General features: G+C 39.6%; 1 protein-coding gene. It reads right to left on the reverse strand.

The window, feature by feature from the left end; all coding sequences use genetic code 11:
* Positions 1-260: hypothetical protein (locus tag AAEY80_RS14625; RefSeq protein ID WP_350588604.1), on the reverse strand; the 260-nt coding region annotated here is incomplete at both ends.

Raw genomic sequence — 260 nt, forward strand, 5'->3', positions numbered from 1 at the left:
ACATTGTTATCATTATCTGTTAATACACCAGATGTTACGCCAGTCGTGTTTGCCGTCAGCATATAAAAGCTTGGATTAATATCTTTGTAGCCATCAGCAAGCGTCAGCTCATACACATATGCATCATTACTACCGGACTTACTGATACTATCGACACCGTACTCGCCCGCTAGATTTAAGCTACCGCCGCTTTCGTCACTGACTAACAACGATGTGATACGGACTTTTTTATAGTCGTTAGGATTTAATATATTTTGTTT

The organism is Psychrobacter sp. 78a-MNA-CIBAN-0178 (assembly GCF_040309625.1).
Classification (GTDB): domain Bacteria; phylum Pseudomonadota; class Gammaproteobacteria; order Pseudomonadales; family Moraxellaceae; genus Psychrobacter; species Psychrobacter okhotskensis.